The sequence below is a fragment of the Bradyrhizobium sp. BRP23 genome, from assembly GCF_020194135.1.
In the GTDB taxonomy this organism is placed as follows: Bacteria; Pseudomonadota; Alphaproteobacteria; order Rhizobiales; family Xanthobacteraceae; genus Bradyrhizobium; species Bradyrhizobium yuanmingense.
Genome location: NZ_JADYVW010000001.1, coordinates 56631 through 81958, shown reverse-complemented (window position 1 = coordinate 81958; position 25328 = coordinate 56631). Strand labels below are relative to the sequence as shown.

General features: G+C 65.5%; 23 protein-coding genes. 14 read left to right on the top strand and 9 right to left on the bottom strand.

Annotated elements, in window-relative coordinates; all coding sequences use genetic code 11:
• The first annotated feature begins 4 nt into the window (after window positions 1-4).
• Window positions 5-664, top strand: coding sequence for a flavin reductase family protein (locus I6F24_RS00390; RefSeq protein WP_225141400.1), 660 nt, complete (start codon window positions 5-7; stop codon window positions 662-664).
• Here the strand turns inward: I6F24_RS00390 and I6F24_RS00385 are convergent.
• Window positions 661-1323, bottom strand: a complete 663-nt coding sequence (locus I6F24_RS00385; RefSeq protein WP_225141402.1) for an aspartate/glutamate racemase family protein — start codon at window positions 1321-1323, stop codon at window positions 661-663. The two genes, I6F24_RS00390 and I6F24_RS00385, sit on opposite strands and share 4 nt — an antisense overlap.
• Window positions 1324-1379: 56 nt before the next feature.
• On the opposite strand from I6F24_RS00385, the gene hydA reads away from it, so the two are divergent.
• From hydA to I6F24_RS00320, 13 genes are all read left to right on the top strand, one after another.
• On the top strand, window positions 1380-2849 hold the full coding sequence (hydA, locus tag I6F24_RS00380; RefSeq protein WP_225141404.1) for a dihydropyrimidinase: 1470 nt from the start codon (window positions 1380-1382) through the stop codon (window positions 2847-2849).
• Between the two features lie 16 nt (window positions 2850-2865).
• Entirely contained in the window at window positions 2866-3840 is a 975-nt protein-coding gene (locus I6F24_RS00375; protein ID WP_036023563.1) for an NAD(P)-dependent oxidoreductase, read from the top strand.
• A gap of 1 nt (window position 3841) precedes the next feature.
• The gene (locus I6F24_RS00370) at window positions 3842-4591 is read left to right on the top strand and encodes an SDR family oxidoreductase (protein WP_036023565.1); all 750 of its coding nucleotides are present in this window, start codon (window positions 3842-3844) and stop codon (window positions 4589-4591) included.
• Window positions 4588-6024, top strand: a complete 1437-nt coding sequence (locus tag I6F24_RS00365) for an NAD(P)/FAD-dependent oxidoreductase (protein WP_036023571.1) — start codon at window positions 4588-4590, stop codon at window positions 6022-6024. Before I6F24_RS00370 ends, I6F24_RS00365 begins: the two co-directional genes overlap by 4 nt.
• Before the next feature lie 119 nt (window positions 6025-6143).
• Window positions 6144-7763, top strand: a complete 1620-nt coding sequence (locus I6F24_RS00360) for an ABC transporter substrate-binding protein (protein WP_036023574.1) — start codon at window positions 6144-6146, stop codon at window positions 7761-7763.
• Window positions 7764-7791: 28 nt separating this feature from the next.
• On the top strand, window positions 7792-8826 hold the full coding sequence (locus tag I6F24_RS00355) for an ABC transporter permease (RefSeq protein ID WP_036005288.1): 1035 nt from the start codon (window positions 7792-7794) through the stop codon (window positions 8824-8826).
• Window positions 8823-9671, top strand: coding sequence for an ABC transporter permease (locus tag I6F24_RS00350; RefSeq protein ID WP_036005271.1), 849 nt, complete (start codon window positions 8823-8825; stop codon window positions 9669-9671). Before I6F24_RS00355 ends, I6F24_RS00350 begins: the two co-directional genes overlap by 4 nt.
• Window positions 9668-11338: an ABC transporter ATP-binding protein gene (locus tag I6F24_RS00345; protein ID WP_036023575.1), complete on the top strand. Its 1671-nt coding sequence runs from the start codon at window positions 9668-9670 to the stop codon at window positions 11336-11338. Before I6F24_RS00350 ends, I6F24_RS00345 begins: the two co-directional genes overlap by 4 nt.
• A 150-nt stretch (window positions 11339-11488) precedes the next feature.
• On the top strand, window positions 11489-13093 hold the full coding sequence (locus I6F24_RS00340) for an ABC transporter substrate-binding protein (RefSeq protein ID WP_036023576.1): 1605 nt from the start codon (window positions 11489-11491) through the stop codon (window positions 13091-13093).
• Between the two features lie 17 nt (window positions 13094-13110).
• On the top strand, window positions 13111-14052 hold the full coding sequence (locus I6F24_RS00335) for an ABC transporter permease (RefSeq protein WP_036023577.1): 942 nt from the start codon (window positions 13111-13113) through the stop codon (window positions 14050-14052).
• Window positions 14049-14972, top strand: coding sequence for an ABC transporter permease (locus tag I6F24_RS00330; protein WP_036034858.1), 924 nt, complete (start codon window positions 14049-14051; stop codon window positions 14970-14972). Before I6F24_RS00335 ends, I6F24_RS00330 begins: the two co-directional genes overlap by 4 nt.
• 31 nt (window positions 14973-15003) lie before the next feature.
• Window positions 15004-15993 (top strand): ABC transporter ATP-binding protein, encoded by a 990-nt coding sequence (locus I6F24_RS00325; protein WP_036023586.1) that lies wholly within the window; start codon window positions 15004-15006, stop codon window positions 15991-15993.
• Window positions 15990-16982 (top strand): oligopeptide/dipeptide ABC transporter ATP-binding protein, encoded by a 993-nt coding sequence (locus tag I6F24_RS00320; protein WP_036023588.1) that lies wholly within the window; start codon window positions 15990-15992, stop codon window positions 16980-16982. Before I6F24_RS00325 ends, I6F24_RS00320 begins: the two co-directional genes overlap by 4 nt.
• Before the next feature lie 249 nt (window positions 16983-17231).
• Here the strand turns inward: I6F24_RS00320 and I6F24_RS00315 are convergent, their stop codons facing one another.
• From I6F24_RS00315 to I6F24_RS00280, 8 genes are all read right to left on the bottom strand, one after another.
• Window positions 17232-17519 (bottom strand): YciI family protein, encoded by a 288-nt coding sequence (locus I6F24_RS00315; protein ID WP_036005205.1) that lies wholly within the window; start codon window positions 17517-17519, stop codon window positions 17232-17234.
• Window positions 17520-17595: 76 nt separating this feature from the next.
• Entirely contained in the window at window positions 17596-18570 is a 975-nt protein-coding gene (locus I6F24_RS00310; protein WP_036005202.1) for a sugar ABC transporter substrate-binding protein, read from the bottom strand.
• Between the two features lie 41 nt (window positions 18571-18611).
• Window positions 18612-19589 carry an ABC transporter permease gene (locus I6F24_RS00305; protein ID WP_036005199.1) on the bottom strand — a complete coding sequence of 326 codons (978 nt, stop codon included), beginning with the start codon at window positions 19587-19589 and terminating at the stop codon, window positions 18612-18614.
• On the bottom strand, window positions 19586-20536 hold the full coding sequence (locus I6F24_RS00300; protein WP_036023591.1) for an ABC transporter permease: 951 nt from the start codon (window positions 20534-20536) through the stop codon (window positions 19586-19588). The genes I6F24_RS00305 and I6F24_RS00300 overlap by 4 nt, the downstream gene beginning before the upstream one ends.
• Window positions 20529-22052, bottom strand: a complete 1524-nt coding sequence (locus tag I6F24_RS00295; protein WP_036023593.1) for a sugar ABC transporter ATP-binding protein — start codon at window positions 22050-22052, stop codon at window positions 20529-20531. Before I6F24_RS00295 ends, I6F24_RS00300 begins: the two co-directional genes overlap by 8 nt.
• A 10-nt stretch (window positions 22053-22062) precedes the next feature.
• Window positions 22063-23457 carry an FAD-linked oxidase C-terminal domain-containing protein gene (locus I6F24_RS00290; protein WP_036023595.1) on the bottom strand — a complete coding sequence of 465 codons (1395 nt, stop codon included), beginning with the start codon at window positions 23455-23457 and terminating at the stop codon, window positions 22063-22065.
• Between the two features lie 50 nt (window positions 23458-23507).
• Entirely contained in the window at window positions 23508-24392 is an 885-nt protein-coding gene (locus I6F24_RS00285) for an intradiol ring-cleavage dioxygenase (RefSeq protein WP_036023598.1), read from the bottom strand.
• A gap of 14 nt (window positions 24393-24406) precedes the next feature.
• Complete coding sequence (locus tag I6F24_RS00280; protein ID WP_036023599.1) at window positions 24407-25309, bottom strand: NAD(P)-dependent oxidoreductase; 903 nt, start codon at window positions 25307-25309, stop codon at window positions 24407-24409.
• Window positions 25310-25328 lie beyond the last annotated feature (19 nt).

Below are 25328 nucleotides of genomic sequence, written 5' to 3'. Positions count from 1 at the left end.
CGCCATGGCTGACAAGGGCATATCCCTGCGTGAACTCGATCCGCGCGATCGCTACAAGCTGCTGTGCGGCGTGGTGGTGCCGCGGCCGATCGCGCTGGTGACGACGCTGGATGAGAACGGGGCGGTGAATGCCGCGCCGTTCAGCTTCTTCAACGTGTTCTCCGAAAGTCCGGCGCTGATCGTGCTCGGGCTGCAGCACAAGCCGGATCACTCGCCGAAGGACACCACCCGCAACATCCATCGCGACGGCGAGTTCGTGGTGCACATGGTCGACGAGGCGCTGTCGGGCGCGATGAACGACTGCGCGGTCGATTTCCCCTCCGGCGACAGCGAGGTCGCCGCGACGGGCCTGGCGACGCTACCTTCGGTCGACGTGAAGGTGCCGCGTCTCGCCGCGGCGCCCTTCGCGCTGGAATGCCGGCGCCATGTCGTGCTGACCTTCTCGCCGGAACGCGAGCTGCTGGTTGGCGAGGTCGTGCGGGTTCACGCCCGCGGGGGGCTAGTCGACACCGCCAACATGTATGTCGATCTCGACGCCTATCGGCCGATCGGCCGCATGTTCGGCAATCTCTACACCACGCAGCGGGACACGTTTGCTCTTGTCCGCGAGAGCCATGCGCAATGGCTCGCGCGCCAGGATTCCAAAGAGCTGAAGGACGCCTAGTGAGCCGAGAACTGCACCGTACCCAGCGCCATCGTGACGGCCGCCTGCGTCGGGTCGATCACGGGAATCCGCAGCGCGTCTTCCAGCGCACGGCGGTGGCGGGCCATGCCGGCGCAGCCCATCACGATGGCGCGGGCGCCGTCCTCGTCGCGCAGCGTGCGGCCGATCTCGATCATCTTGGCGAGCGTGCCTTCGCCCGAGGCGGTTTCGGCGACGCTCATGTTCAGCGGCCGCTCGCCGGAAAAGCGGTCGGTCAGGCCCATCTGCCTGAGATAGCGCATGTGACGCGGGATCGAACGCTGGGCGATCGCGATGACGCCAAAAGTCTCCGCGCGGGAAAGCGCCGTCAGCACGCCGCACTCGGCGATGCCGAACACCGGGCGGTCGGTGCCTTCGCGGCAAACCTGCAGTCCGGGATCGCTGTAGCAGGCAATGACGAAGGCGGCCGAGCTGTTGTCGCTTTCGACCAGCTTTCGCAGCGGGATCGCAACGCTATCGGCGTCCGCCTGGCTTTCAATGCCGAACGGACCCTCGGCCAGCGTCTGGCAGACCACCTCGGGCCCGCCCTCGAAATCGAGCGGCTTCAACGCGTCCTCCAGTCCCTGCGTGACCTTGTGGTTGGAGTTCGGGTTGATGACGAGAATGCGCGGCCGGGACATGATGATCTTCCTGCGAGATTTAGCGAACGTGCCTTGAGCCTATCACGGAGTGCCTCATGACTGAACCCGCTTACGACCTGATCATCCGCGGCGGCCGCGTCGCCACCACGGCCGACGTCTTCGAGGCCGACGTCGCCATCTCCGGCGAGACCATTGCGGCCATCGGCCGCGGGCTTCCGCCCGCAAAGCGCGAGATCGACGCGCGCGGCAAGCTGGTGCTGCCCGGCGGCGTCGACAGCCACGCGCATATCGAGCAGCTGTCGGCCGCCGGCATCATGAACGCCGATACGTTCGAGAGCGCCACCGTCTCCGCCGCCTTCGGCGGCACCACCACGGTGATTCCGTTCGCGGCTCAACATGTCGGCATGAAGCTGCCTGAGGTCGTCGCGGATTATCACGCCCTGGCAAAGAAGGGCGCCGTGATCGACTACGCTTTTCACATGATTATTGCGGACGCGACCAAGGAGACGGTCGAGGAGCACATTCCCGCGCTGGTGAAGCAGGGCCATGCCTCGATCAAGATATTCATGACCTATGACCGCCTCAAGGTCGATGACGAGCCGCTGCTCGACATCCTGCTGGCGGCGCGCCAGTCCGGCGCGATGCTGTGCGCCCATGCCGAGAACCACGGCATCATCGCCTGGATGGTGAAGCGGCTGCTCGCACGTGGCTACACCATGCCGAAATACCACGCCGTCAGCCACGCCCGCGTGTCGGAAGCCGAAGCCTTCACCCGGCTGATCGGCATGGCCGCGCTGATCGACCAGCCGATCATGATCTTCCACGTCTCGACCGCCGAAGGCGCCAAGGTGATCCGCGACGCGCGCGGGCAGGGGCTCAAGATCTTTGCCGAGACCTGCCCGCAATATCTGTTCCTGACCGCTGGCGATCTCGACAAGCCCGGCTCGGAGGGTGCCAAGTGGATGTGCAGTCCGCCGCCGCGCTCGCATGCCGACCAGGAGGCGCTGTGGCAGGCGCTCTCGCTCGGCGATCTCCAGACCATCTCGTCGGACCACGCGCCGTATCGCTACGACGAGACCGGCAAGCTGCGCGCCGGCCCCAATCCGAATTTCAAGCAGGTCGCCAACGGCCTGCCGGGCCTGGAGCTGCGGCTGCCGCTGTTGTTCGACGCGATGGTGTCGAAGGGCCGGCTGGGCCTGGAGAAATTCGTCGAGCTGACCGCGACCGCCCCGGCAAAGATCTACAACCTGCACCCGCGCAAGGGCTCGATCGCCGTCGGGGCCGACGCCGATATCGCGATCTGGGATCCCAACCGCGAGGTCACCATCGCGGACGAGATGATGCACGACCTCGCCGGCTACACGCCGTTCGCGGGTCGCAAGCTGAAGGGCTGGCCGGTGTCGGTGCTTTCGCGCGGCCGCGTGATCATCGAGGGCGACAAGTGCCTCGCGAGCGCCGGCAGCGGAAAGTTCCTCGCGCGCAGCGGCGGCGAGGCGGCCAGGCCGACCGGCCGGCTCGTCGCCGACATGGATCCCGAACGGAATTTTGGGGCAGAGCTGCTGTGATGGTGGATCGCGCGCGATGAGGATCGTCATCTTCGGCGGCACCGGCTTTGTCGGCCTCAATCTCGCCGAGGTGCTGCTCGCGCGCGGGCATGAGGTGACGCTGTATGATCGTAAGCAACTGCCGGCTGGAGCGGAGCGATCCTTTGCCGACTACCGGGAGCGGCTCACGATTATTCAGGGCGAGATCTCGGACGTCGAGAGGATCGAAACGCTTGTAAAGCAGGGCTTTGACGCGATTGTCCTTGGCGCTGCCATAACTGCCGGGGATCAGCTCGAGCGGTCCACGACCTCGAGCATTCTCGAGATCAATGTGATGGCTCAGTTCCCGATTCTGAGCGCTGCGATCCGCCGCGGTGTTCGGCGTGTGATCAATCTGTCGTCAGCATCTGCCTATGGAGCCGCGGGGCAACGCTATCCGATATTGGACGAGGAGACGCCGTGCGATCCCGTCTCCTTCTACGCTGTCAGCAAATTCACGTCAGAGAGATCCGTGGCGCGGCTTGCCGAGTTGTGGGGAGGCGATTTTCTGAGTGTGCGCTTAAGCGCAGTGTTCGGTCCGTGGGAACGCATCGGGAAGGTGCGCGATACGCCAAGCCTCCAGTTTCAGATTCTAGCCGCATTCGCGCGCAGCGAGCCGGCGCTGCTGCCGGCGCCAGGCATCAAGGATTGGACCTACGCGCCGGACGCCGCCGAGGCCGTGGCTGTGCTGATCGAAGCCGAGCGGCCGCGCCATCGGCTCTACAATATCTCCAGCGGCGCGGCCTGGTCGGCGCTGCAATGGGGCGAGGCTTTTGCGGCCCTGCATCCCGGGCTGGAGTGTCGGCTGGCGGAGCCGGGCGAGAAGACCTTCATCAAGCTTCATGGAGGCGATCGCGCGCCGCTCTCAGTGAGGCGAATGGCCGACGAATTCGGCTGGCGCGCGCGGTTCGGCTGTGCGGAGTCAGCTGCCGCGATGAGCGCCTGGTGGATGCAGCACAGGGAGGGGATCTGACATGCGGCTGCAGGGGCGCACGGCCATCATCACCGGCGCAGGCTCGGGCATCGGCCGCGCCAGCGCAAAACTGTTCGCGGAGGAGGGCGCGCGCCTTGCTTTGGTCGATCGTGACGCCGCGGGCCTCGAGGAAACGCTGAGCCTTATCGGCGAAGCGACGACGCATATCGGCGACGTCGGCGATGGCGCATTCGCCGAAACCGTCGTCGGCGACGTCGTGGCCCGGCATGGTCGGCTCGATATCCTCATGACCGCGGCTGGCTTCTCCTGTGGTGGCACGGTGCTGACCACGAGCCTGGACGACTGGGATGCGGTGTTCCGCGCCAATGTCGGCGGCACCTGGCTGTGGGCGCGGGCTGCGGTGCCGCAGATGCAGCGGCAGAACAGCGGCTCGATCATCACGCTGGCATCGCAGCTCGCCATTGCCGGCGGCAAGGGCAACAGCGCCTATATCGCGGCCAAGGGCGCGATCATCAGCCTGACGCGGACCATGGCGGTGGATTTCGCAACGGATGGCATCCGTGTCAACGCGATCGCGCCCGGCGCAATCGACACGCCGATGCTTCGCCGCAGCTTTGCCCGGCACGCCAATTCCGAGCAAGTGCGCGAGGCCTCGCGCAACCGCCACGCCATGAAGCGCTTCGGCGTGCCTGAGGAGATCGCGCAAACCGCACTGCATCTCGCGAGCGATGCCTCGTCGTTCACGACCGGCACCGTGATGGTGGTCGACGGAGGCTGGCTCGCCGCATGAGTGAGACGCTGACCCAGCTCGAAGCCGACATTCACGCCGATCTCGCTCGGATCGCGCATCCCGGCGCGGCGTGGCTCGAACCGAAAGCGGGGCCAGACGGCAAGCCGGCGCTGGATGTTCTCATCGTCGGCGCCGGCCAGTCCGGCATCGCCATCGGCTTCGGCCTGCTGCGCTCGCGCGTCAGCAACATCCTGCTGATCGACAAGGCCGAAGAGGGCAAGGAGGGCCCGTGGCTCACCTACGCCCGGATGCCGACGCTCCGCAGCCCGAAGGACTACACCGGGCCCGACCTCGACATCCCCGGCCTGACGTACCAGTCCTGGCACGAGGCCCGCTTCGGCAAGGCGAGCTGGCAGGAGCTCGGCCTGATCGCGCGCGAGCATTGGGCGGAGTATCTGCTCTGGCTGCGGCGCGCGGTCGGCTTGCCGGTGCGCAACGCTTGCGAGCTCAAGGAGATCGCGCCGGCGGCTGACGGCCTGCTCGCTGCGCGCGTGAAACGGGCAGCAGAGGTCGAAACGCTCTATGCCCGCAAAATCGTGCTGGCGACAGGGCAGGAGGGCATGGGCGGCTGGATGATTCCGGAGCAGCTGGTGCATCTGCCGGCGAGCTCTGTTGCAACCGTCGCCGACGACATCGATTTCGAAAGCCTGCGCGGCAAGCGCGTCGCCGTGATCGGTGCCGGCGCCTCCGCTTTCGACAATGCGGCGACTGCGCTGGAGGCCGGTGCCGCTGAAGTGCGCCTGCTGTGCCGACGCGCTCAGATCCAGGTGATCCAGCCCTATCGCTGGCTGACCTTTCGCGGCTTCCTGCGCCATCTCAGCGATCTCGACGATGCCTGGCGCTGGCGCTTCATGCGCAAGATCCTCGAGATGCGGGAAGGATTTCCGCAGCCGACCTATGACCGCTGCGCGCGTCACGCCAACTTCACACTGCACGAGGGCGCGCCGGTCGAAGCCGCGCGCAAGACTGATAACGGCGTTGAACTCCAGACGCCGCGCGGCGCCATCACCGCCGATTTCGTCATCTGCGGCACCGGCATCGACATGGACTTTGCCGGCCGCGGCGAGCTCGCCCAATGTGCCGGCAACATCGCGACCTGGGCCGACCGCTACCAGCCGCCGGAAGACGAACGCAACGAACGGCTCGGCCGCTTTCCCTATCTCGCCGACGACTATGCCTTCACCGAGCGCGAGCCGGGAATGACGCCGTGGATCGCCGACATCCATCTGTTCGCCATCGCCTCGACCATGAGCTTCGGTCCGTCGGGATCGTCGATCAATGCGATGACGACCGCCGTTCCAAAGCTGGTCCACGGCCTGACGCGCGGCCTGTTTCGCGCCGATGTCGCACGGCACTGGGATTCGCTCAGCGCCTATGACGTGCCCCAGGCTGTGGTGACGCGTCAGGCGCGAGAAATCGGGGAATCGCTGTGATCACCCATGCGCCGTCGCGACCTCGCGTCCCTCGAAATGTCCGATCGGACTGGCGCGCAACTTGCTTCCTTCTGAACCTGCCTTGCTGGCGTTCTCGTTCGAAATTCAGGGAAAAACCAATGCGTTTTGTGTCTTTCAGACTGGCGACCTCGGTTCTCGCCACCACTGCGCTGCTGCTCATCGCCACTGCGCCGTCGCAAGCGCAAACCAGGGCAGAGACCTTGCGCTACGTCACCGGCGCCTCCGTCAACACGCTCGATCCCAACATCCCCGGCTCGACCCGCGAATCCTTCGCGTTGAGCATGAGCACCTATGACAGGCTGGTGGCATTCGGCCGCAAGCAGCTCAACGGCAAATGGGTGTTCGACCTCGACACGATCACCGGCGAGCTCGCCGAATCCTATGACGTCAGTCCCGACGGCCTTAAGATCACCTTCCGCCTGCGCAAGGATGCAAAGTTCCAGGACGGCTCGCCTGTTACGGCCGAGGATGTCAAGTGGTCGCTCGACCGCTGCGTGACCGCGCCGATCCTCGGCAAGGCGCAGCTGCTGACGGGCTCGCTGACGTCGGCCGATCAGTTCAAGGTGATCGATCCCCTCACCATCGAGGTGACGCTTCCCAAACCCGACAAGCTTGCGCTGCCTAATCTTGCCACCGTGTACCCGATGATCATCAACTCGAAAGTGGCGAAAGAGCACGCGACGGCTGACGATCCCTGGGCCACGGCCTGGCTGAAGGAGCACACCGCCGGCAGCGGCGCCTATGCGGTCGAGAGCTTCAAGCCGGGCGAGCAGGTGATCATCAAGCGCAACGAGGCCTGGAACCGGGGATCGCCCGGCAAGCCGGCGTACTTCAAGCGCGTCATCGTGCAATCGGTGCCGGAGCCGGCGACCCGCGCCAACCTCGTCGAGCGCGGCGATGCCGATCTCGTGCTCGACCTGCAGGCCAGCGACGTGCAGTCGCTGGAGGCCAAGGGCAAGCTCAAGGTAATCTCGACGCCGCAATACAATGCGGTCACCTACGTCTCGATGAACAACCAGATCCCGCCCTTCGACAACGTCAATGTCCGCCGCGCCATCGCTTCCGCGCTGCCCTATGAGGACATGTTCAAGGCGGCCCTGTTCGGCCGCGGCGCGCCGCTGTTCGGCGCGACCTGGCCGGACGGCAAGCCGGCGAACGGCATCTATCCGTTCCAACAGCCGGTGAAGATGGATCTCGACAAGGCCAGGGAATACCTCAAGGCTGCAGGTCTGCCCGAAGGCTTCTCGACCACCTTCAGCTTCAATGTCGGCCAGGCCTCGACGGCCGAGCCGATGGCCGCCCTCGTCAAGGAGTCTCTTGGCAAGATCGGCATCAAGGTCGACATCCAGAAGCTGCCGGACGCGCAGATGTCGACGCAGATCAACGAGAAGAAGCTGCCGTTCTTCACCGAAGGCATCGTCGCCTGGCTGCCGTCGACCGACTATTTCTACCGCAACTTCTACACCGGCACTCAGCGCTGGAATTACTCTTCGATCAACAATCCGGACCTTGCCGCGATTGCGCAGGAGGCCCGCTTCGAGCCGGATAAGGCCAAGTACGAGGAAGCCGGCCGCAAGCTCAACGCGATGCATGTCGACCTGATGCCGCAGATCATGCTGTGGCAGCCCAATCAGGACGCGGTGATGGCGCCGTCGATCGAAGGCTACACCTATGAGTTCCACCGCCAGGTGGATTATCGCGATGTCAGCCGCAAGTGACATCCGCGGCCAGCAGGGACGCTGAATGGTGACGACCGGTCTTGGTGCAACGATGGTGCGGGCGGGCAGGCGGCTCTTGTCGTCGCTGCCGGCACTGTTCGGTGTGCTGGTCTTCACCTTCCTGTTGATGCGCGTCCTGCCCGGCGACCCCGCGGTGTTCTTCGCCTCGGGGCCCAATGCCGGCAAGGAGGAGATCGAGCAGATCCGCAAGCAGATGGGGCTCGACAAATCCGTGCCGGAGCAGCTCGTGTTCTATCTCTCCGACATCGGCCACGGCAATCTCGGCCGCTCGATGATGACGGGACAGCCGGTGCTGAAGGACCTGCGCGAGCGATTGCCGGCCTCGCTCGAGCTCACCTTCACCGCACTGTTGATCGCGCTCATCGCGGCGGTGCCGCTTGGGGTGCTGGCGGCGCTGCGGCCGGGATCAATCATCGATCACGGCGTGCGGCTGTTCTGCGCACTCGGCGTCTGCGTGCCGACCTTCGTCTCGGGCCTGCTCTTGATCTATGTCTTCTATTATCTGTTCGGGCTGGCCCCTGATCCGACCGGGCGCATCGACGTCTTCACCTCGCTGCCGCCGCAGCGCACCGGCTTCCTCTCGATCGATTTCCTGCTCGCCGGCGACGTCGAGGGCTGGTGGGCGGCCTGCAGGCAGTTGATCCTGCCGGCGGTGAGCATGGCGCTGTTCGTGATCGCGCCGCTGGCGCGGATCACGCGGGCCTCGATGCTGGTCTCGCTCGGCAGCGATTTCGTGCGCACTGCGCGCTCGGTCGGATTGTCCTGGCGCAAGGTGGTCGTCACCTATGCGCTCCGCAATGCGATCCTGCCCGTCATCACCATCGCCGGCATCGTGTTCTCGACCATGCTGGGCGCCAACGTGCTGGTGGAGAAAGTGTTCTCCTGGCCGGGCGTGGCCTCTTATGCGCTCGACGCGTTGCTGTCCTCCGACTATGCGCCGGTGCAGGGTTTCGTGCTGCTGATGGCCAGCCTGTTCGTGCTGGTCAATCTCGTCGTGGACATCTGCTACGGCATCGCCGATCCCAGGGTGTCGATCGAATGACCAGCGCCACACTTCGCCATTCGGTCTGGATCCTGCGCGGCAATCCGCTCACGGCGGTGGCCGCGGCCGGGGTGACGCTGTTCGTCCTGGTCGCGATCTTCGGACCGTGGATCGTGCCCTACGATCCCGTGGCCTCGAACGTGTCGGAGGCCCTGCTGCCACCGAGTGCGGCGCACATTGCCGGTACGGACCAGCTCGGCCGCGACGTGTTCAGCCGTCTCATCATCGCTGCACGGCTCGACCTTGCCATCGCAGTCTCCGCGGTCGGAATCTCCTTCGTGATCGGGGCCGTGGTCGGCGCGTTCTGCGGCTATGCCGGCGGACGGCTTGATCGCGCCGTCGGCCGCTTCGTCGACGTGATGATGGCGTTTCCGCTGTTCGTGCTGGCGATGGCGATGGTCGCCGCGCTCGGCAACCGGATCGAGAACATCGTGATCGCGACCGCGATCATCAATCTTCCGTTCTACATCCGCTTCGCGCGCGCCGAGGTCAACGTCCGCCGCAATGTCGGCTGGGTCGAGGCTGCGCGCGCCTGCGGCGAGAGCCATTTCTCGGTGGTGCTGCGCTTCCTGCTGCCGAACATCCTGCCGGCGATGGCGGTGCAGATCTCGCTCAATCTCGGCTGGGCCATTCTCAATGCCGCCGGCCTGTCGTTCATCGGTCTCGGCGTCAAGCCGCCGACGCCGGAATGGGGCATCATGGTCGCGGAAGGCGCGCGCTTCATCTCCACCGGACGCTGGTGGCTGGTGGCCTTTCCCGGCCTCGCACTGATGCTGGCCGTGCTGTGCTTCAACCTCCTCGGCGACGGCATGCGGGACATTCTCGATCCCCGGATGCGCACATGAGCGAGGACCTGCTTAGGATCGACGACCTCCACGTCGCGTTCTCGACGCGGCGGGGCATGGTCGAGGCCGTGCGCGGCGTCACGCTCACCGTCAAGGCCGGCGAGATGCTCGGCCTCGTCGGCGAGAGCGGCTCGGGCAAGTCGGTCACCGGCTTTGCGACGACGCGGCTGCTCGATGCAGCCGGCCGCGTCACCGGCGGCAAGATTCTGTTCCGCGGGCAGGACGTCACCAAGCTCCGCGGCGATGATCTGCGACAGCTGCAGGGCGCCGCGATGTCGATGATCTTCCAGAATCCGCGGGCGGCGCTCAACCCGATCCGCGCGATCGGCCTGCAGATCGCGGACGCGATCCTCACCCACAAGCGTATCTCGAAAGAGGCCGCGCGTGCCGAGGCGCTGGACCTGCTGCGCGCCGTTCAGATCCGCGATCCCGAGGCGCGGATGAACGCCTATCCGCACGAGCTTTCCGGCGGCATGTGCCAGCGCGTCATGATCGCGATCGCGATCTCCTGCAATCCCGCGCTGCTCATCGCGGACGAGCCGACCACCGGGCTCGACGTCACGACGCAGAAGGTGGTGATGGATCTGCTGGCAGACATTGCCGCCGCGCGAGGCATGGCCACGATCCTGATCACGCACGACCTCGGCCTTGCGGCACGCTACTGCCGCCGCATTGCCGTGATGGAGCGCGGCCGCATCGTCGAGGAGGCGAGCCCCGGCATTCTCTTCAGCGCGCCGCAGCACGCCTATACCAGACGCCTGGTAGCGGCGTCGCCGACGGCGACGTCACGGATCGCAGATCTCGTGACGGAGGAGGACAGAGAGCGTTACGCCAACGTCGTCACCAGACCCAGGCAGGAGCGAGCGCACGGCACGCCGCCGCTCCTGGAAGTGCGCAAGCTCGCCAAGCGTTTCGATCAGGGCTCCGCTGCGGTTGCCGACTTCTCGATGACGATGGCGGGCGGCGAGAGTGTCGGGCTAGTCGGCGAGTCCGGCTCGGGCAAGAGCACGACCTCGCGCATGATCTGCCGCCTGATCGATCCGAGCGAGGGCGACATCGTGTTCGACGGGCAGTCGATCGGGCACGTGGCGGCGCGCGATTTCCACCGCTCGCCGTTGCGCAAAGACATCCAGATGGTCTTTCAGGACCCGAACGAAAGCCTCAACCCGCGCTTCACGGCGTTCGATTGCATTGCCCATCCCTTGATGCGGCTCGACGGCATGCGCGCGGGCGCAGGCTTGCGCAAACGGGTGGAAGAATGCGCCGAGCGAGTCGGGCTGCCGCTCGATCTGTTGCCGCGGTTTCCGCATCAACTCTCCGGCGGGCAGAAGGCCCGCGTCGGCATCGCCCGCGCCATCGCCTGCCGGCCGCGGCTGCTGGTGCTGGACGAGCCGACCGCCGCACTCGACGTCTCGGTGCAGGCGGTTGTGCTGCAACTGCTCGATCGCCTCAGGCGCGAGAACGACATTGCGCTGCTGTTCGTCAGCCACGATCTCAACGTCGTGCGCATGCTGTGCGACCGCACCATCGTGCTGCGCAACGGCGGCATCGTGGAGCAGGGCGAGAGCCGGGCGTTATTTGATAATCCAAAGACCGACTACACGCGCAAACTGGTCGAAGCGATCCCGCATATCGAGACCGGGCCGACGCTGGCGGCCGCTCTGTAAGCCCCGAACTCGCATTCCTGGACCGCCAAATGGCGAGATCCCGCTGGCGAAGCCGCATTTAGTGGCATACCATTTGCTTGCAAATGGGCTCGGTTTCACTTGCCCTTTGCCAATGAATAGCTGGCATCACGGCACTTCTGGGAGGACTTCATGGATCGCAGGACGGTATTGAAGGGACTGGCTGGCGCGGGCAGCCTGGCATTGACGGGTGGCCTGTCGGCCCCGGCGATCGCTCAGGGTGCCTCGGCGCGCACCCTGCGTTTCGTGCCCCAGGCCAATCTCGCCAATTTCGACCCGATCTGGGGCACGCAATATGTCGTGCGCAATGCCGCCGCGATGGTTTGGGACACGCTATACGGCATCGATTCCTCGTTCCGGCCGCAGCGGCAGATGGTCGAGTCCGAGGAAGTGACCGACGACGGCACCACCTGGACGTTCAGGCTGCGGCCCGGCCTCAAATTCCACGATGGCGAGCCGGTGCTCAGCAAGGACGTCGTGGCAAGCCTGACGCGGTGGTCGGCGCGCGATCCGATGGGCCTGATGATCAAGGCGCTCCAGCAGGAGCTCACGGCCGTCGACGACCGCACCTTCAAATGGGTGCTGAAGCAGCCCTTCCCGAAATTGCTCTACGCGCTCGGCAAGAACAATTCGCCTTGCAGCTTCATCATGCCGGAGCGCATCGCGCAGACCGATCCGTTCAAGCAGATTTCTGAGTATATCGGCTCCGGTCCGCTCAAGTTCGCCAAGAGCGAGTGGGTCCCCGGTGCGAAGGCCGTGTTCGAGAAATTCGCCGACTATTCACCGCGGCAGGAGAAGGCGTCCTGGCTTGCTGGCGGCAAGCAGGTGATGGTCGACCGCGTCGAGTGGGTGATCATGCCGGATCCGGCAACCGCGGCGGCCGCGTTGCAGAACGGCGAGATCGACTGGTGGGAGAACCCGATCGCGGATCTCGTTCCGGTTCTGAAGAAGAACAAGAATATCAGCGTCGATATCGGCGATCCCCTCGGCAATATCGGCTCGTTCCGCATGAACTTCCTCTATCCGCCGTTCAATGACGTCAAGGCGCGGCGTGCGGTGCTGATGGCGCTCAGCCAGGAAGACTACATGCGCGCGATCGTCGGCGACGACAATTCGCTGTGGAAGCCGCTGCCCGGCTACTTCACGCCGGATACGCCGCTCTACACCGAAGTGGGCGGCGAGATCCTGAAGGGCAAGCGCGATCTGGACGCCGCCAAGAAGCTGCTCGCCGAGAGCGGCTATTCCGGCCAGCCGGTGACGTGCCTCGTCGCGCAGGACCAGCCAATCACCAAGGCGATGGGCGACGTCACCGCCGATCTTCTCAAGAAGCTCGGCATGAATGTCGACTTCGTCGCAACCGATTGGGGCACGGTCGGCTCCCGCCGCGCGCAGAAGACACCTCCGGGACAGGGCGGCTGGAACATGTTCCACACCTGGCACGCCGGCGCGGATTGCGTCAATCCGGCTCCCTACACCGCCATTCGTGCCAACGGCGACAAGGCCTGGTTCGGCTGGCCCACCAGCGCGGCCACCGAAAAGGAGGTCGCCTCGTGGTTCGAGGCCAAGAACGTCGACGAGGAGAAGGCTGCCATCGGCCGCCTCAACAAGGCGGCGCTCGATGACGTGGTTTACGCGCCCACGGGCTTCTTCCTGAGCTACACCGCCTGGCGCAAGAACGTCTCCGGCGTTGCCAAGGGACCGCTGCCGTTCTTCTGGGGCGTGTCGAAGTCCGCATGATCGTGCGCTGAGGCCAGATGCTCTCCTACATCCTCCGTCGCATCGTTGCGACCTTGCCAGTCATGGCGATCGTCGCGCTGTTCGTGTTCAGCCTGCTTTATATCGCGCCCGGCGATCCGGCCGTGGTGATCGCGGGCGATCAGGCAAGCCCGGAGGATGTGGAGCGCATCCGCCAGAGCCTCGGGCTGGACCGGCCCTTCCTGGTCCAGTTCGGAGGCTGGGTCTGGCGCATCCTGCACGGCGATCTCGGCACCTCGATCTTCACCAACCTGCCGGTCTCGGCGATGATCGGGCAGCGTCTCGGACCGACGCTGTCGCTGATGATCGTCACGCTGCTGCTGACGATCGTGGTGGCGGTGCCGCTCGGCGTGGTGGCGGCATGGAAGGCCGGCAGCCTGATCGATCGCGTCATCATGGGCTTTGCCGTGTTCGGATTCTCGCTGCCGGTCTTCGTGGTCGGCTACATGCTCGCCTACATCTTCGCGCTGGAGCTGGAATGGCTGCCGGTGCAGGGCTACACGCCGCTGGCCCAGGGTTTCTGGCCATGGCTGGAAAACCTGATCCTGCCGGCGATCGCGCTCGGCTGCGTCTATATCGCGCTGGTCGCCCGCATCACGCGGGCAGCCATGCTCGAAGTGCTGCAGCAGGACTATATCCGCACCGCCAAGGCCAAGGGCCTCGGGCAGGGCGGCATCCTGTTCATTCACGCGCTGAAGAACGCGGCGGTGCCGATCGTCACCGTGATCGGGATCGGCATCGCGCTCCTGATCGGCGGAGCGGTCGTCACCGAGAGCGTGTTCGCGATTCCCGGCCTCGGCCGCCTCACCATCGATGCCATCCTGCGCCGTGACTATCCGGTGATTCAGGGCATCGTGCTGCTGTTCAGCTTCGTCTACGTCCTCGTCAATCTGATGATCGACGTCGTCTACACGCTCGTTGACCCGAGGATCCGCTATTGACCGACACCACCGTTAATCCGCATTCGCTTCCGGCCGGCCTCGTCCTTGCGCCGCAACTGCCCGAGATCCTGCGGCCGGTCAGGATACGGCGCGGCTTCGTCGGCCTCCTGCGCGGCCACCCGACGGTCGCGATCGGCGGCGCGCTGCTGCTGATGCTGGTGCTGATCGCGATCTTTGCGCCATACCTCGGCACGGTCGATCCGACCGCGCTTGCGCCCGCCAAGCGCACCCGCGCGCCGTCGGCCGATTTCTGGTTCGGCACCGACGTGCTCGGCCGCGACATCTATTCGCGCGTGCTGTTCGGCGCGCGCGTCTCGCTCACGGTCGGCCTGTCGGTCGCGATCTGCGCCTCGGCGATCGGCCTTGCCATCGGCATGGTCTCCGGCTTCATCCGCTGGGCCGACGGCATCCTGATGCGGTTCATGGACGGGCTGATGTCGATTCCGCCGATCCTGCTGGCGATCGCGCTCATGGCCCTGACGCGCGGCAGCGTCGGCAACGTCATCCTGGCGATCACCATCGCCGAGATTCCGCGCGTCTCGCGCCTCGTCCGCAGCGTCGTGCTGTCCTTGCGCGAGCAGCCCTATGTGGACGCGGCCGTGGCCTGCGGCACGCGCACGCCGATGATCATCCTGCGCCACATCCTGCCCAACACGGTTGCGCCGATGCTGGTCCAGGCGACCTACATCTGCGCCAGCGCCATGATCACGGAGGCGATCCTATCCTTCATCGGCGCCGGCACGCCGCCGACCATTCCGTCCTGGGGCAACATCATGGCCGAGGGCCGCGCGCTTTGGCAGGTGAAGCCCTACATCGTGTTCTTCCCGGCGGCGTTCCTGTCCGTCACCGTGCTCGCAGTGAATCTGCTCGGCGACGGCCTTCGCGATGCGCTCGACCCGCGCATGGCCAAAAGCCTGTGATGTTGTCTGTGATGGATCGAGGCTGATTGCGATGGCTTTGCTCGAAGTCGAGAACCTCCAGACCCATTTCCGCACGCCCGGCGGCATCAACCGCGCGGTCGACGGGGTATCCTTCCATGTCAACGAGGGTGAGACGCTCGCCATCGTCGGCGAATCCGGTTGCGGCAAGTCGGTGACGTCGATGTCCTTGATGCGGCTGATTCCGGAGCCGCCGGGCCGGATCGCAGGCAGCATCCGCTTCGCGGGCAGGGATCTGCTGAAACTGTCCGATCGCGAGATGCGCGCGATCCGCGGCAACGACATCTCGATGATCTTTCAGGAACCGATGACGAGCCTGAACCCGGTGCTCACCGTCGGCCGCCAGATCCGCGAGACCTTGATGATCCATCAGGGCCTCGACAAGCAGGCGGCGGAGGCGCATGCGGTGGAGATGCTGACACTGGTCGGCATTCCCGAGCCGAAACGGCGCGTCGGCGAATATCCGCACCAGCTGTCTGGCGGCATGCGCCAGCGCGTGATGATCGCGGTTGCGCTGGCCTGCAATCCGAAGCTTCTCATTGCAGACGAGCCGACAACCGCCCTCGACGTGACAATCCAGGCGCAGATCCTCAAGCTGATGCTGGACCTGAAGCGCCGGGTCGGTGCGGCCATCATCCTGATCACCCACGATCTCGGCGTCGTCGCCGAGATTGCCGAGCGTGTCATGGTGATGTATGCCGGCCGCAAGGTCGAGGAGGCGCCGGTGGCCGAGCTGTTCCGTTCCCCGCGCCATCCCTATACGCAGGGCCTGTTAGGCGCGGTGCCGAAGCTCGGCTCTTCGCTTGCGGGCACCGCGACGCGGCTCGCCGAGATTCCCGGGCAGGTGCCTGATCTGCGCAAGCCGATCACGGGCTGCGTCTTTGCCGGGCGCTGTGCGCTCGCGACCGATCTGTGCCGCCAGTATGCGCCGGGGCTGGAAGAGAAGGGCCCCCGCCACATCGCTGCGTGCCATTACGCCGCCAAGGGAGCGATCGCGGCATGAGTGTTCCGCTGCTCCAGGTCAACGACCTCAAGAAGCACTTTCCGATCAACAAGGGCCTCTTCGGACGGCAAACCGAATTCGTCTACGCGGTGGACGGCGTCTCCTTCGAGATCGCGCGCGGCGAGACGCTGTCCCTGGTCGGCGAGTCCGGCTGCGGAAAATCGACGGTCGGCCGCGCCATCCTGCGACTGTTCGAGATCACCTCGGGCCAGGTCATCCTCGATGGCCAGAGGATCGACGACGCAGCACCTGGCACGATGCGCCAGATGCGCCGCCGCGTGCAGGTCGTGTTCCAGGACCCCTTCTCCAGCCTCAATCCGCGCATGCGTGTGCGCGACATTCTCGCCGAGCCGATCCGCAATTTCGGCCTCGCCAAGTCCGCAGAGGATCTCGAGGTCCGTGTCACATCACTGATGGACACGGTGCGCCTGCCGCGCGAGGCGCTGAACCGCAGGCCGCACGAATTCTCCGGCGGCCAGCGTCAGCGCATTGGCATTGCGCGGGCGCTGGCTGCCGAGCCCGAGCTGATCGTCTGCGACGAGGCGGTCTCCGCGCTGGACGTTTCGGTCAAGGCGCAGATCGTCAATCTACTGCAGGATCTGCAGCGCGAGTTCGGGCTCGCGCTGCTCTTCATCAGCCACGATCTTGCCATCGTCGAGCACATGACCCATCGCGTCGCCGTGATGTATCTCGGCAAGATCGTCGAGCTGGCTCCGCGCCGCGAGATCTTTGCCGCGCCAAGGCATCCATACACCAAGGCGCTGCTTTCGGCCGTGCCGCTGCCGGAGCCCGGAGCCCAGCGCAATCCCATCATCCTCAAGGGCGACGTGCCGAGCCCGATCAATCCGCCGAAGGGATGCCGCTTTCACACCCGTTGCCCGTTCGTGTTCGATCGTTGCCGGACCGAGGAGCCGACGCTGCGCGCGACGGGACCCGAGCAGTGGGTGGCGTGTCACCTGGAAGAGGCTGCGCCGGCAGTCAGCGGTTAAGGACCTGACTCCAGTCCGCGTCGCACACCGCGCCGACGCTGGGCAGGTGCCTGGATGGCGGGCGCAACTGACATCGGGTGATGATTACATTATGCCCCTGTTTTGCCCGACGAGTCAAAATCCACCGCCGATCCTGGTCGGCATTGGCCTCGGATGCGAGGTCGCGCGGTGCATCGGAAATTCGTAAGCGAAAACAAGCCCCGTTCTACTGTGCATGGGGTTGTTTTCGCACTTTGTCGTGGCGGACCCTCAACCCTGCCGGCGCAGGAAGCCGGTGATCGTCACCTTGTCCCAGATGCCGGCCGCGGCAAACGGATCGGCGCGATTGAAGGCCTCGACCTCGCTACGGCTAGGGGCCTCGATCAGGAACAGGCTGCCGATCATGGTCTGGCCGTCGTCGGAGACGAGCGGACCGGACATCACGATCTTGACGCCGAAGCGCGAGGTGTCGCTGAGGAAAGCCTTGTGGGCATCGTAATTGGCGAGCCGGGTCGGCAACGCGCCGGTGCGGTCGAGGGCGTGAATGGCGAACAGCATGCTGTCTCCGTTTCTTGGCTTCATTCTTGGGACGGCCGCGGGCTGCGGCCGTCCGGTCTTGATGTGGGGGGATGGCCTACTTCGCGCTGAGCTTGCCGGCGTCCTCGAAGGTGGGGCAGGTCCGCTGCTCCAGCGGCACGTCGAACGGCCCGTAATTGTCCTTGGTGATCACCGTCGGCTTCAGCACGATCTCGCTGATGACAGGCTGGCCCCGCAAGGAGCGGATCGCCATCATGGTGCCGAGGCAGCCTTGCGCAAAGCCGTTGTAGTCGCCGCTCGCCAGCAGCTTGCCGGACTTGATCGCGTCGATCGCCTCCTTGGTGCCGTTGATGCCGATCACCTGCGCCTTGCGGTTGGCACCGTCGAGCGCCTCGATCGCGCCGACCGCCATGGCATCGTTGGCGGCTAACACGCCGTCGATCTGCGAATTCGACTGCATCAAGTTCTCCATCACCTGGAGCGCCTGGAGCCGCTGGTAGTTGCCGGGCTGCGAGGCCAAAAGCTTGGCGCCGGGGGCTTCCTTCAGCGCGTCGTTGAAGCCGCGGACGCGGTCGACATTGGTCAGCGAGCCCTTGACGCCTTCGATGATGACGATGTTGCCCTTGCCGCCGAGCGTCTTGAGCAGGAAGCGCGCGGTCTCCAGCCCAAGGCTGTAATCGTCGGCGCCGACGAAGGACAGGAACTTGCCGCCGGCAGAACGGTCGGTGATGTTGACGACCGGGATCTTGGCTTCGTTGATCTTCTCGACGCCCGGCACCATCGCCTTGTAATCGACCGGCGTGAACACGATCGCGCTCGGCTTCTTCACCACCACGTCCTCGATCTGGCTGAGCTGCTCGGGAATCGAGTCCGGCTTGGTCGGGATGTATTGCAGCGTCTTCGCGTTCAGCACCTTCGCCATGTTGTCGGCGCCGACCCGCACCGTCTGGAAGAACGGATTGGTCTGGTTCTTGGTGAAGACGGCGATGGTCTCGCCGTCGGCACGCGCCGCAGTGGTGAGCGCGGTCGCCATCAGCAGCGGCAGCGCCACATAGCCAATTGTCTTTCTCATATTGCCTCCATCCCTCATTTTGCTTGTTGGATTGCTGGAACTCATTGCGCGCGGCGGCGGGTCTTCATGTCGAGCCAGACCGCGAGAATGACGATAACGCCGGTGACGAGCGGCTGCCAATTGGCGCTGACCGCGAGCAGGTTCATGCCGTTCAGCACCAGGGTCAGTATCAGCGCGCCGATGAAGGTGCCGAACACGGTGCCGACGCCGCCGAACAGCGAGGTGCCCCCGATCAGAACGGCCGCGATCGCCGGCAGCGTCAGGCTCTCGCCGATATCGGCCTCGGCCGAATTGAGCCGCGACAGGAAGATGATCGAGGCAAGTCCCGCCATGGTGCCTGAGACCGCGTAGACCAGCAGCAGGCGGCGCGCGACGGGAATGCCTGATAGTCGTGCGGCGACAGGATTGGCGCCGATCGCGTAGATCTCCTGGCCCCAGACCGTGCGCTGCGCGAAGAACGTCCCGATGCCGAGGAACACCAGGAGCAGGTAGACCGGAATGGGTAGGCCGAACAGATAGCCGCTGCCGATCTGGCGGAAGCCGGCCGGGAAGCCGTGCAGGGTCTCGCCCGCCATGTACCAATAGGTGAGGCCGTTCAGCACCCAGAGCATGCCGTAGGTGGCGATGAAGGAGGGGATGCGGAGCGCCGTGACCATGACGCCGTTGATCAGGCCGACGAGCCCGCCGCAGGCAAGTCCGGTGAGGATGCCGAGCGCAGGCGAACCGGTCGTGTGGATCACGGTACCGGCGAGGCAGGCGGACAGCGCGACATTGGCGCCGACGGAGAGATCGAGGCCTGCGGTCAGCACCACCAGCGTCAGGCCGGAGGCGATGAAGAAGGTCAAGCTTGCCTGCCTCAGCACGTTGAGGATGTTGCCGAGGCTCAGGAAGGAATCGCTGAGCACGGCCAGCACCGCGCAGATCAGGAAAGCCGCGAGCAGGCGATAGAATAGCTGGACCGCGTCCTGCGACAGGAAGGAGCGGGGCGGCGCCATGGCGCCCTTGGTGATGTCGGTCATGTGCGGCTCCTGAGGCCGTCGAGGAACAGGGCAACGATGACGAGCACGCCGACGCTGGCGACCTGCACCGAGGAGGGGAGCGAGATCAGGTTCAGGCCGTTGCGCAACACGCCGACGGAAAGGACCCCGAGCAGCGTACCGAGTAGCCAGCCATTGCCCCGCTCGAACGAGGTGCCGCCGACGGCGACGGCCGCGATGGCATCGAATTCCAGGCCGAGGCCGGCGGTGGGATGGCCGGAGTTCATGCGTGCGGTCATCAACAGGCCTGCGATTCCGGCCATGGCGCCACCGATCGCGTAGACCGCGATCAGCAGCCTGTTGGGCGAGAGCCCGGCATAGCGCAGCGCCTCGCGGTTGCCGCCGAGGGCGAAGATGTAGGTGCCGAAGCGGGTGTGATAGAGCAGGCCGTGAAAGGTCGCATATGTCACCAGCGCCATCACGATCGGCACGGGAATGCCGAGCAGCGTCGCCGAATAGATGTCGCGCACGCTGTGGGGAATGCCGACCACGCTCTGGCCGTCGCTGACGATCAGCGACAGGCCCTGCGCCATGCCGAGCGTGCCGAGCGTCGCGACGAAGGGCGGTATGCCGAGAATCGCGACCAGCCAGCCGTTGGCGAGGCCGAAGGCGGTGCCGACCAGAAGGCCGGCGCCGAGGCCCAGCAGCATCGACTTGGTCGCAAGCGACACGATCGCGACGCAGAGCGAGGTCAGCGTCAGCACCGCGCCCATCGACAGGTCCAGCCCCTCCGTCATGATGATCAGGGTCATCGGCAGCGCGAGCATGGTCAGGATGGTCGACTGCACCAGCACGTTGGAGAGGTTGGCGACCGACAGGAAGCCGGGCGCGATCACGCTGAACAGCGCGATCAGTAGCACCAGCACCATGGCAACGCCGGGAATGCGCTGCAGCGGATTGGGTTGAGCGACGACCGCGACCTCACGCATGATGCATCCCCAATCGCACGATGTTCTCCTCGGTCAATTCGTTGCGGGTCAGGTGTCCGGCGATGCGCCCCTCGCGCATCACATAGGCGCGGTCGCAGACATGGCAGATCTCGACCTGTTCGGACGAGATCATCAGCGCCGCCGCGCCGTCCGCGACCAGGCGGTCGATCAGCGCGAAAATCTCCGACTTGGCGCCGATGTCGATGCCCCGTGTCGGCTCGTCGAAGATGAAGAGCTTCGAGCCGGCGGCGAGCCATTTGCCGATCACGACCTTCTGCTGGTTGCCGCCCGAGAGCAGGCCGACGGTCTGGCGTGCGCTTGGTGTCGCGATGCGGAGCTGCCGGATCAGACCGTCAGCGGTACGCTGGGCCGAGCGTTGGTCGAATAGCCCGCTCGGAAACAGCTTTTTCAGCGCCGACACCACCAGATTGTCGCTGACGGATCGCAGCAGCGCGAGGCCTTCGCTCTTGCGGCTTTCGGGGATCAGCGCGATGCCGCGACGGGCGGCGAGATCCGGCTCGCCGGAAATGCTCTTACCATCGAAGATGATCTCGCCCGAGGTCACGGGGTCGGCGCCGAAGATGGCGCGGGCGACCTCGCTGCGGCCGGAGCCGACCAGGCCGCATAGCCCGACGATCTCGCCCCGGCGCACCTCGATGTTGATGTCGGAGATGCCGGTGGGCGCGGAGAGGCCCTTGACCTGGAGCAGCACCTCGCCGGGCTTGTCGGCGAAATGGCGCGGATAGGTCATGTCGACGTTGCGGCCGACCATCATGCGCACGAGCTGGTCCGGCGTGACGTCGGCGGGCCGGACGCCGTCGATGCGGCGGCCGTCGCGCAGCACGGTGATGCGATCGCCGAGCGCGAACACCTCGGCCATGCGGTGCGAGATATAGACGATCGAGACGCCGTCGGCCTTCAGCCGCGCGATCAGCGCGAACAAGAGCTCGGTCTCGCGGTCGGACAGCGCCGCGGTCGGCTCGTCCATGACGAGGATGCGGGCGTTCTGGCTGATCGCTTTGGCGATCTCGACCATCTGCTGCTGGGCGACGCCGAGCTTGTCGACGGTGGTGGCGGGATCGATGTCGAAGCCGATCGTGTCGAGCACGCGCCTTGCGTCAGCCAATATCCTGCGGCGGTCGATGGTGCCGGGAATGCGGCCCTTCGGCTCGCGTCCCAAGAAGATGTTCTGGGCGATGTCGAGATGGGGGACCAGCGAGAATTCCTGGAAGATCACGGCGATGCCGAGCTTCTGCGCATCCGCGGTGGAATTGATCGCGACCTTCTCGCCCTTGTAGTAGAATTCGCCGGCGTCGGCGCGATAGGCGCCGCACAGCACTTTCATCAGGCTCGACTTGCCGGCGCCGTTCTCGCCCAGCAGCATATGGACCTCGCCGGGGTAGACGGCGAAGGACACGTCGTCGAGCGCCTTGACGCCGGGAAACTCCTTGCTGATGCCGCGCAGCTCCAGCAGCGGCGTGGGTGAGGTGACCTCGATCGGGAGCGCGTCGCTCATGGCTTGTTGCTCATGTTGTGGCTCTGCCAGAAAAGATCTTTCCGGGGTTCATCAATCCGTCGGGATCGAGCGCCGCCTTGATCGATCGCATCACGTCCACGGCCTCGCCGAGCTCGTCGGTGAGATAGTCGATCTTGCCGAGCCCGATGCCGTGCTCGCCGGTGCAGGTGCCGTCCATGGCGATGGCACGCGCGACCATGCGGGCCTGCAGCGCCTTGGCGCCCTCGACCGCCTCCGGTCGTGTCGGGTCGATCAGGATCAGCATGTGGAAATTGCCGTCGCCGACATGGCCGACGATCGGCGCGGTGAAGCCGTGCTCGTCAGCATCGCGCCGCGTCTCGATCAGGCATTCCGCCAGACGCGAGATCGGCACGCAGACGTCGGTGATCACAGCGCGCGCGCCGGGCCGCAAGCCAAGGCCGGCGTACAGGGTGTTGTCGCGGGCATGCCAGAGCCGGCTGCGGTCTTCCTGCGCCTTAGCCCAGGCAAAGCCATGGCCGCCATGCTCGGCCGCGATCGCCTGCGCGGCTTCGGCCTGCTCGGCGACGGAAGTCTCTGAGCCATGGAATTCGAAGAACAGGGTGGGAGCCTCGCGATAGCCGAGCTTTGCGTAGGCATTGATGCCGCGCATCATGACATCGTCGAGCAGCTCGATGCGGGCCACGGGGATCGCGGACTGGATCACGGAGATCGCGGTGTCCACCGCATCGTGCAGGGTGTCGAAGCTGCAGACTGCCGCCGAGATCGCCTGCGGCACCGGGTGTACCTTCAGCGTGATCTCGGTGATGACGCCGAGGGTGCCTTCCGCACCGACGAACATGCGCGTGAGGTCGTAGCCGGCCGCCGATTTCCGCGCGCGCCGGGCGGTACGGATCACGCGGCCGTCGGCCAACACCACCTCCAGCGCCATGACATTGTCCTTCATGGTGCCGTAGCGCACCGCCATCGTGCCCGAGGCGCGCGTCGAAGTCATGCCGCCGATCGAGGCGTCGGCGCCGGGATCGATCGGGAAGAACAGGCCGGTGTTGCGCAGCTCCGCATTCAGCTGCTTGCGCGTGATGCCGGGCTGCACCACGACGTCCATGTCGCTGTCGTGCAACATCAGTACCTTGTTCATCCGCGCGAAGTCGAAGCAGACGCCCCCCGCGACCGCGGCCGCATTGCCTTCGAGCGAGGTGCCGGCGCCGAACGGGACGATCGGCATGCCGACGCCGGCGCAGAGCTTGACGATTTCGGCGACCTCCTGCGTGGTCTCGGGGAAGACCACGATGTCGGGCGGCAGGCTCTGATAGTGCGACTCGCTCTGCCCGTGCTGATCGAGGACGCCGCGCGCAACGCTCGCGCGCGGACCGATCATGCCGGTGAGGCGCTCGGCCAAAACGCCCGTGCTGATCCGCGGTCCCATCCTCAGCTCCCGTCCCTGTTTTACGGACTCTTGTTGGTCCGTTGTTGAGCTTAAGCGGCTCTTGCGTTGCTTGCGACCTGCTTCAGGCCGAAATCATAGTTGAGATGAAAATAATCGCGCTCCACCATGCGACCATCCGGCGCACGGCCGGCGGGATGACGGACGAATTCGCGGATCAGGCTGTCCTTGACGCCGAACACCACGTCGCTGTCGAGATATTGGTCGCCGGCAACGAACACGTGCGTCACCAGCTGCTCGAAACCGGGCGCTGAGATCATGAAGTGCACGTGCGCCGGGCGCCAGGGATGGCGTCCCTGCACCTCCAGCATCTCGCCGACCGGTCCATCATGCGGAATCGGGTAGGCGGCCGGCTTGATCGACCAGAAATGGAAGCGGCCGTTGGTGTCGGTATGGAAGCGGGCGCGCATCGCGAGATCGCCGATCTTGTCGAGCTGCTGCACGTCGTAATAACCGTCGTGGTCGGAGTGCCAGACGTCGACGATGGCGCCGGCGAGCGGCTTTCCGTCCACGGCCGAGACCGAGCCGGTGACCAGCATCGGATCGCCATCCATCGGCCCGGAGATGTCAGCGCCGCTGTCCTTCTCGGGCGCAGCCTGGACGAAGAAGGGGCCGAGCACCGTGGTCTCGGTCGCGCCTTCGGGCACCGGATGGTTGATGGCATCGACCAGCATGGAGACGCCAAGCGTGTCCGAGAGCAAGATGAATTCTTGGCGCTTGTCGTTGCACATGTGCCCGGTGCGGGTCAGGAAATCGATGCCGAACTCCCATTCGTTCTGGGTGGGCCGCACCTCGCGGACGAAGGCGTGCAAGTGCCGCACCAGCGCTTCGCTCACCTGCTTGATGCGCGGGTCGGTCGCGCCCGCGATCCGCTCCAGCACCGCATCCGTGATCGTATTTTCGTTGAAGTTACGCATGTGTATCTCCGCGATCAGGGTTTTGGTTCGCCGAGGCCGGACAGCCGTTCGAGATGCTTGACGGTCGCGATGAAGTCGGTATCGCCGTCGCCCTGCGCGACCAGCGCGCCATAGGTCTCGCGCACTTGCGCGGCGAGCTGCAGCGGCACGCCGACGGCATGGCCGGCGCCCAGGATCAGGTCGAGATCCTTGGCCATCTGCCTGCAGGAGAAGGTGGACTCGAAGTCGCGAGTCCGTAGCGGCGCGGTCTTGTACTTCACCATGGGAGAGGCGACCGCGCTGTCGTCGAGCACTTTTAGGATGTCCTGCCAGGCGATGCCGCCCTTGCGCGCCAGCGCCAGGCTCTCGGCCATCATCGCCGCAGACACCGCGATCATCAGGTTGACCGAGAGTTTTGCGTAGCGCGCTTCCTCGGCCGGGCCGAGATAGGTTTGGGCGCGGGTGAATGCGGTGAACAGCGGCTTTGCGCTCTCGAAGGCGTCCTTCGGCCCCGAGACGAAGCAGGTCAGCGCCCCCGTGTGCACGATGCTGGCATTGCCGGAAACCGGCGCGCGCAGATAGGCAATGCCACGCGCCTGCGCGGCGGCTGCAACCTCAGCCGAGGCTTCGACACTCACGGTGCTGGTTTCGATCAAGACGGCACCGGGCGCCATCGCGGCGATCAGGCCGGCGGAGCCGAGCAATGCGCCGCGCAAAGCGGCGTCGTCGGGCAGGGACGTGATCACGGCGGCCTTGCCGCGCACGGCCTCGGCCGGCGAAGCGGCAATCGCAATGCCCTGCGCGCGTGCCTCGTCGATGCGCGCCGCGCTCTGGTCGAACGCGGTAACGGCAAAGCCCGCCTTGGCGACGAGCACCGACATCGGCAGGCCCATCTTGCCGATCCCGATGAAACCAACTGTTTTCAGAGCGTCAGTCATTGTTCTTGTCCATTGGCGC

What these genes read in the sequence shown, in the direction of transcription:
- I6F24_RS00360 (WP_036023574.1), top strand. Translation starts at nt 6,144, where the DNA reads ATGCGTTTTGTGTCTTTCAGACTGGCGACCTCGGTTCTCGCCACCACT.
- I6F24_RS00350 (WP_036005271.1), top strand. Translation starts at nt 8,823, where the DNA reads ATGACCAGCGCCACACTTCGCCATTCGGTCTGGATCCTGCGCGGCAAT.
- I6F24_RS00375 (WP_036023563.1), top strand. Translation starts at nt 2,866, where the DNA reads ATGAGGATCGTCATCTTCGGCGGCACCGGCTTTGTCGGCCTCAATCTC.
- I6F24_RS00300 (WP_036023591.1), bottom strand. Translation starts at nt 20,536, where the DNA reads ATGCGTGAGGTCGCGGTCGTCGCTCAACCCAATCCGCTGCAGCGCATT.
- I6F24_RS00295 (WP_036023593.1), bottom strand. Translation starts at nt 22,052, where the DNA reads ATGAGCGACGCGCTCCCGATCGAGGTCACCTCACCCACGCCGCTGCTG.
- I6F24_RS00370 (WP_036023565.1), top strand. Translation starts at nt 3,842, where the DNA reads ATGCGGCTGCAGGGGCGCACGGCCATCATCACCGGCGCAGGCTCGGGC.
- I6F24_RS00335 (WP_036023577.1), top strand. Translation starts at nt 13,111, where the DNA reads ATGCTCTCCTACATCCTCCGTCGCATCGTTGCGACCTTGCCAGTCATG.
- I6F24_RS00320 (WP_036023588.1), top strand. Translation starts at nt 15,990, where the DNA reads ATGAGTGTTCCGCTGCTCCAGGTCAACGACCTCAAGAAGCACTTTCCG.
- I6F24_RS00290 (WP_036023595.1), bottom strand. Translation starts at nt 23,457, where the DNA reads ATGGGACCGCGGATCAGCACGGGCGTTTTGGCCGAGCGCCTCACCGGC.
- I6F24_RS00345 (WP_036023575.1), top strand. Translation starts at nt 9,668, where the DNA reads ATGAGCGAGGACCTGCTTAGGATCGACGACCTCCACGTCGCGTTCTCG.
- I6F24_RS00305 (WP_036005199.1), bottom strand. Translation starts at nt 19,589, where the DNA reads ATGACCGACATCACCAAGGGCGCCATGGCGCCGCCCCGCTCCTTCCTG.
- I6F24_RS00280 (WP_036023599.1), bottom strand. Translation starts at nt 25,309, where the DNA reads ATGACTGACGCTCTGAAAACAGTTGGTTTCATCGGGATCGGCAAGATG.
- I6F24_RS00325 (WP_036023586.1), top strand. Translation starts at nt 15,004, where the DNA reads ATGGCTTTGCTCGAAGTCGAGAACCTCCAGACCCATTTCCGCACGCCC.
- I6F24_RS00310 (WP_036005202.1), bottom strand. Translation starts at nt 18,570, where the DNA reads ATGAGAAAGACAATTGGCTATGTGGCGCTGCCGCTGCTGATGGCGACC.
- hydA (WP_225141404.1), top strand. Translation starts at nt 1,380, where the DNA reads ATGACTGAACCCGCTTACGACCTGATCATCCGCGGCGGCCGCGTCGCC.
- I6F24_RS00340 (WP_036023576.1), top strand. Translation starts at nt 11,489, where the DNA reads ATGGATCGCAGGACGGTATTGAAGGGACTGGCTGGCGCGGGCAGCCTG.
- I6F24_RS00385 (WP_225141402.1), bottom strand. Translation starts at nt 1,323, where the DNA reads ATGTCCCGGCCGCGCATTCTCGTCATCAACCCGAACTCCAACCACAAG.
- I6F24_RS00390 (WP_225141400.1), top strand. Translation starts at nt 5, where the DNA reads ATGGCTGACAAGGGCATATCCCTGCGTGAACTCGATCCGCGCGATCGC.
- I6F24_RS00285 (WP_036023598.1), bottom strand. Translation starts at nt 24,392, where the DNA reads ATGCGTAACTTCAACGAAAATACGATCACGGATGCGGTGCTGGAGCGG.
- I6F24_RS00315 (WP_036005205.1), bottom strand. Translation starts at nt 17,519, where the DNA reads ATGCTGTTCGCCATTCACGCCCTCGACCGCACCGGCGCGTTGCCGACC.
- I6F24_RS00365 (WP_036023571.1), top strand. Translation starts at nt 4,588, where the DNA reads ATGAGTGAGACGCTGACCCAGCTCGAAGCCGACATTCACGCCGATCTC.